Source organism: Microbacterium sp., from assembly GCF_049661145.1.
Classification (GTDB): domain Bacteria; phylum Actinomycetota; class Actinomycetes; order Actinomycetales; family Microbacteriaceae; genus Microbacterium.
Window position 1 is genome coordinate 1 of record NZ_JBASZT010000250.1, and the last position, 4071, is coordinate 4071.

General features: G+C 71.8%; 3 protein-coding genes. All 3 read right to left on the reverse strand.

The window, feature by feature from the left end:
- Positions 1-90: 90 nt before the first annotated feature.
- On the reverse strand, positions 91-792 hold the full coding sequence (locus WBP48_RS10690) for a hypothetical protein (RefSeq protein WP_424440128.1): 702 nt from the start codon (positions 790-792) through the stop codon (positions 91-93).
- A 174-nt stretch (positions 793-966) separates the two neighbouring features.
- Positions 967-2016, reverse strand: coding sequence for a DNA polymerase III subunit delta (gene holA / locus WBP48_RS10695; RefSeq protein WP_424440131.1), 1050 nt, complete (start codon positions 2014-2016; stop codon positions 967-969).
- Positions 2017-2025: 9 nt separating this feature from the next.
- On the reverse strand, positions 2026-4071 hold a 2046-nt coding region (locus WBP48_RS10700; protein ID WP_424440134.1), incomplete at its 5' end, for a ComEC/Rec2 family competence protein.

Here is a 4071-nt window from a genome sequence, read left to right on the forward strand (position 1 = left end):
GCCCACGCCGGCGAGGGCGAGGACGGCTCGGCTCGTGGCCAGCAGGATGTCATCCATGGCTCAGATTGTGACAGCGAGCGGATGCCGGGGCTACGCCTTCCTCGACTTCACCAGCAGCGCGATGCCCAGGATCAGCGCGAACAGCAGCGCCCCGATCATCCCCCACGGCGGTTGGAACGGCACAGCGAAGGTGAAGATCACGGCCGCGAGGCACAGCAGCGCGACCATCGTCATGGGCAGCCCGATGACCCCGGCGCGCCGCCCGGCCGTCGCCATCAGGACGAGCCATCCTCCCATTCCGACGGCATAGGTGATGAGGCTGTTCGTGAGCACGAGATTGAGTGCCTGGATGAGGGCGACCTGTAGCGCGGGGTCGGGGGCGACTTCGGGGATGCCGGTGCCGACCGACGTGAACGGCGCGTACGCCGCGCCGGCCGTCAGCAGCCACGCGGCGGCGCCGACGACACCCATCGCGAGGCCCACGCGGGATGCGACCGACTCGCCGCCGCCGGCCCTCCGGATGAGCGCCCACGTGCCGAGCACGAGGAACAGCAGCCCCACGCCCACGCCGGTGAAGATCGCCGCCTCGATGCCACCGAGGAACGCACGGTCGCCGACCCAGGCGGCGTAGTCGGGATTGTCCGGGGCGTCGCTCGCGGCGCTCACCGCGACGACGACGGGCTGGCCCGCCCACGCGACGAACGCACCTATGCCGCCCCACCCCGCGGCTCGGTAGAGCCGACGTGGACTGACGGGTGCCGACGCCTTTGCTTCGATCGTGCTCGCGGACATGATCCGCCTCCTTCCGAGGGCGCACCGTGCGCCCACGGCAGCCACGTTGGCGCCGAGCATTCCCGGGATGACAGTGAGACGCGATCACGAAATCGCCGGGAGGAAAGCCACGCCGCGCGTACGCGAGCTACGGCCCGGATGCGCGGCGGGATGGCGGCTCGACGGGGTGGTGGCTCAGGCGCCGTATGGAGCGCGCGTCGCGATGATCGTGACAAGTCGCTCGACCGCGAAGACGGGATCCCGGGACGCACCCTTCACTTCGGCGTCCGCCCGCGCCGCCGCCTGGATCGCCAGCCCGAGCGACGTCTCGTTCCATCCGGTGAGGTCGCGCCGGGCGCGATCGATCTGCCAGTCCTTCATCCCGAAGCGAGCCGCGAGCGAGGCGGAAGACTCGCGGATGCCGGCGACGCGCGCCATCGTCCGCAGCTTCGACGCGATCGCGGCCACCAGCGGCACCGGATCGGCGCCGCTGGCCAGGGCGTGCCCCAGGGCCACGAGCGCATCGCCGTAACGGCCCGCGATCGCGGTGTCGGCCACGGTGAACGCGGAGATCTCGACCCTGCCACCGTAGTAGCGCTCCACGACCTGCTCGGAGATGTCGCCCGGCACGTCCGCGATCAGCTGCTGGCATGCGGCGGCGAGCTCGGTGAGGTCGTCGGCGAAGGCTCCGACCAGAGCACGCAGCGCGACGGGGGCGATCTTCTTGTGCGCGGCCTGGAACTCACCCGCAGCGAAGTCGAACCGGTCGGAGTCGCGCTTGACGGCCGAGCACGCGATCTCTACGCCGCCGCCGGTGCCCGCGCGGATGGCGTCGAGCAGCTTCTTGCCGCGCACGCTGGCCCCGGTGTGCCGCAGCACGACCGTCGCCCCATCCTGCGGCACCTCGAGATATGCCAGCGCCTCGGCGAGGAAGGCGTCAGAGCATTTCTCCACTCCCCCGACGCGCACCAGGCGCGGCTCACCGAACAGCGACGGCGACGTCAACGCCAGGAGGCTCCCCGGCGCGTAGTCGTCGGCGCGCAGATCGGAGACCTCGAGGCTCGCGTCCTCGGCGCGCAGAAAGTCGCGGATGCCGGTGATCGCCCGCTCCGCGCACACCTCCTCGGGGCCGGAGACGAGCACGATCGGTGCGGGCTGCGGCGCCCGCCACGAGATCTGTGGAATCGTCGCTCCGGTGCGTCCGCCTGTGCCCCGCAAGGACGGACGGCGAGGTGCGGACGGCATGGGGCCAGCCTACCCACCTGGCGCGACAGCGGTCGGTGCGCGCTGTCGCCAGAAGTGCAGCGCGTCGGCATCGGCCCACACGACGATGAGGCCGTCGTGATCGGTGCGTGCAACGCGCGCTCCCAGCGCTGCCAGCAGATCCAGAATCTCGTTGCGCGGATGGCCGTAGTCGTTCTCTCCGACGGTGACCAACGCGAGTGCGGGCGCGAGTCGTGTGTACATCGCCTCGTCCTGATCAGCGCTACCGTGATGGGCGACCTTCACGACGGCATAGCCGGAGCGCAGGCGCGCGCCCGCTGCCATGATCCGCTGCGTCGCACCGGACAGGTCGCCGAGGAACACCGACGCCGGGACGGATCCACCAGTGAACTCGACAACGACGCTGGCGTCGTTGCCGGGCGGCGTCCCGGTGACCGGCCACAGCACGCGCCACCGGCTGTCGCCGAGCGACCCGGTCCGTCCCCGCGTCGCATTCTGCAGTCGAGCCCCACCGGCGGCGAGGTCGTCGAGTGCTCGCGCGTCGGTGGCGGCGTCGACGGGACCGTGCAGCACGACACGGACGCGGCCGACCACGGCGGGCACTCCGCCGCGGTGGTCGATGTCGAAATGAGTGAGCACGAGCAGGTCGATCCGGTCGATGCCGAGTTGTTGCAAACAGTGCGCGAGCGGCTCTGGCGCAGGGCCGGTGTCGATGAGCGCAACCACGTCTGCGGAGCGGACGAGCACGGCATCCCCCTGCCCGACATCGCACGCCGCGATCGACCACTCGTCCGGGATCGCGCTGCGCGCGACGGCGTCGACCGCCGGCCCGGTCGCGACGGCCGTGCCGAGGGATACTGCGAGAACGACCGCTGCACCCAGCCGAAGCCATGGCTGCGTGCGCATCGTGAGCACGGCGACGGCAGCGCCGACGACGGCGAGCGCCGCGAACCCTCCCGGGCCCTGCGGCCAGGCGATCGTGGCGCCGGGAACAGTCGCGGTGGTCGTCGCCGTCGCGGCGATCCACGATGCCGGCAGCCATGCCAGCGCCGCGAGCCCACTGCCGAGGAAGGGCACGCCGGCGGCAAGGCAGGCGGCCAGGCCGATCATCGTTCCCAGCGGCGCGGCGGGTGCGGCGAGGAGGTTCGCGAGCACGCCCAGCACCGACACCTGCGGTGCGATCAACACGATCAGCGGTCCGCACACCAGTTGCGCCGCCAGCGGCACCGCAATCGTCAGCGCGAGCGGCGACGGCATCCAACGCGACAGACCGTCGGCAAGCGGTCCCGCGAGCGTCAGCAACGCACCGGTGGCGGCGACCGAGAGCATGAATCCGAGTGATCCGGCCAGCCAGGGGTCCAGGATCAGCAGCAGGATGACGGATGTCGTCAGTAGCGACAGGCCGGCCCCGGAGCGCCCGAGCAGCAGTCCCAGCATGGCGATGGCGGACATCGCGGCAGCGCGCACGACGCTCGGCTCGGGCGAGACCAGAACGACGAACGCGATCAGTGCAGCGAGCCCCGCCGTCACCCTCACGCCGCGCCGCAGTCCGGCCGCGGCGGCGAGAGCGAAGGCGATGCCGACCACCAACGCGCAGTTGGCGCCCGACACGGCAGTGAGATGGGACAGTGACGAGGCTTTCATCGCCGCATCCAGCTCCGGGGTCACCGCGGTCGTGTCTCCGACGGCGAGGCCGGCGATCAGGCCGCCGCCGGGCGGCGGGAGGTCGCTCGTCAGGGCGGCGAGACCCTGACGCAGCGTCGACGCGATCGCGAGGGCGCCGGTGGGCGGCGTCACCAGTTCGGGTGCGGTGGCGACGTCCACGACGAGGACCTCGCGCGTCCCGGCATCCGGGCGCCACGCCGTGCCGGTGAGGCGCACCCGGCCGCCGAGGTCGAGACCGTCGGGCACCTCCGCGGTGCGGATGACGATCGGCACGGGATTCGCAAAGCGGGTGTCACCGAACCGCAGGTTCTCGAGCCGCGCGTCGAACCGCCAACCGTCGCCGCTGCGCTCGATCTTGCCGACGGCGGTCGCTTCGATGCTCAGGCTGCGGCCGCCCGCGATCCCCAGCGC

Bases quoted from the DNA above. Each gene is read 5' to 3' on its own strand.
- WBP48_RS10690 (WP_424440128.1), bottom strand. From the start codon at position 792: ATGTCCGCGAGCACGATCGAAGCAAAGGCGTCGGCACCCGTCAGTCCA.
- holA (WP_424440131.1), bottom strand. From the start codon at position 2,016: ATGCCGTCCGCACCTCGCCGTCCGTCCTTGCGGGGCACAGGCGGACGC.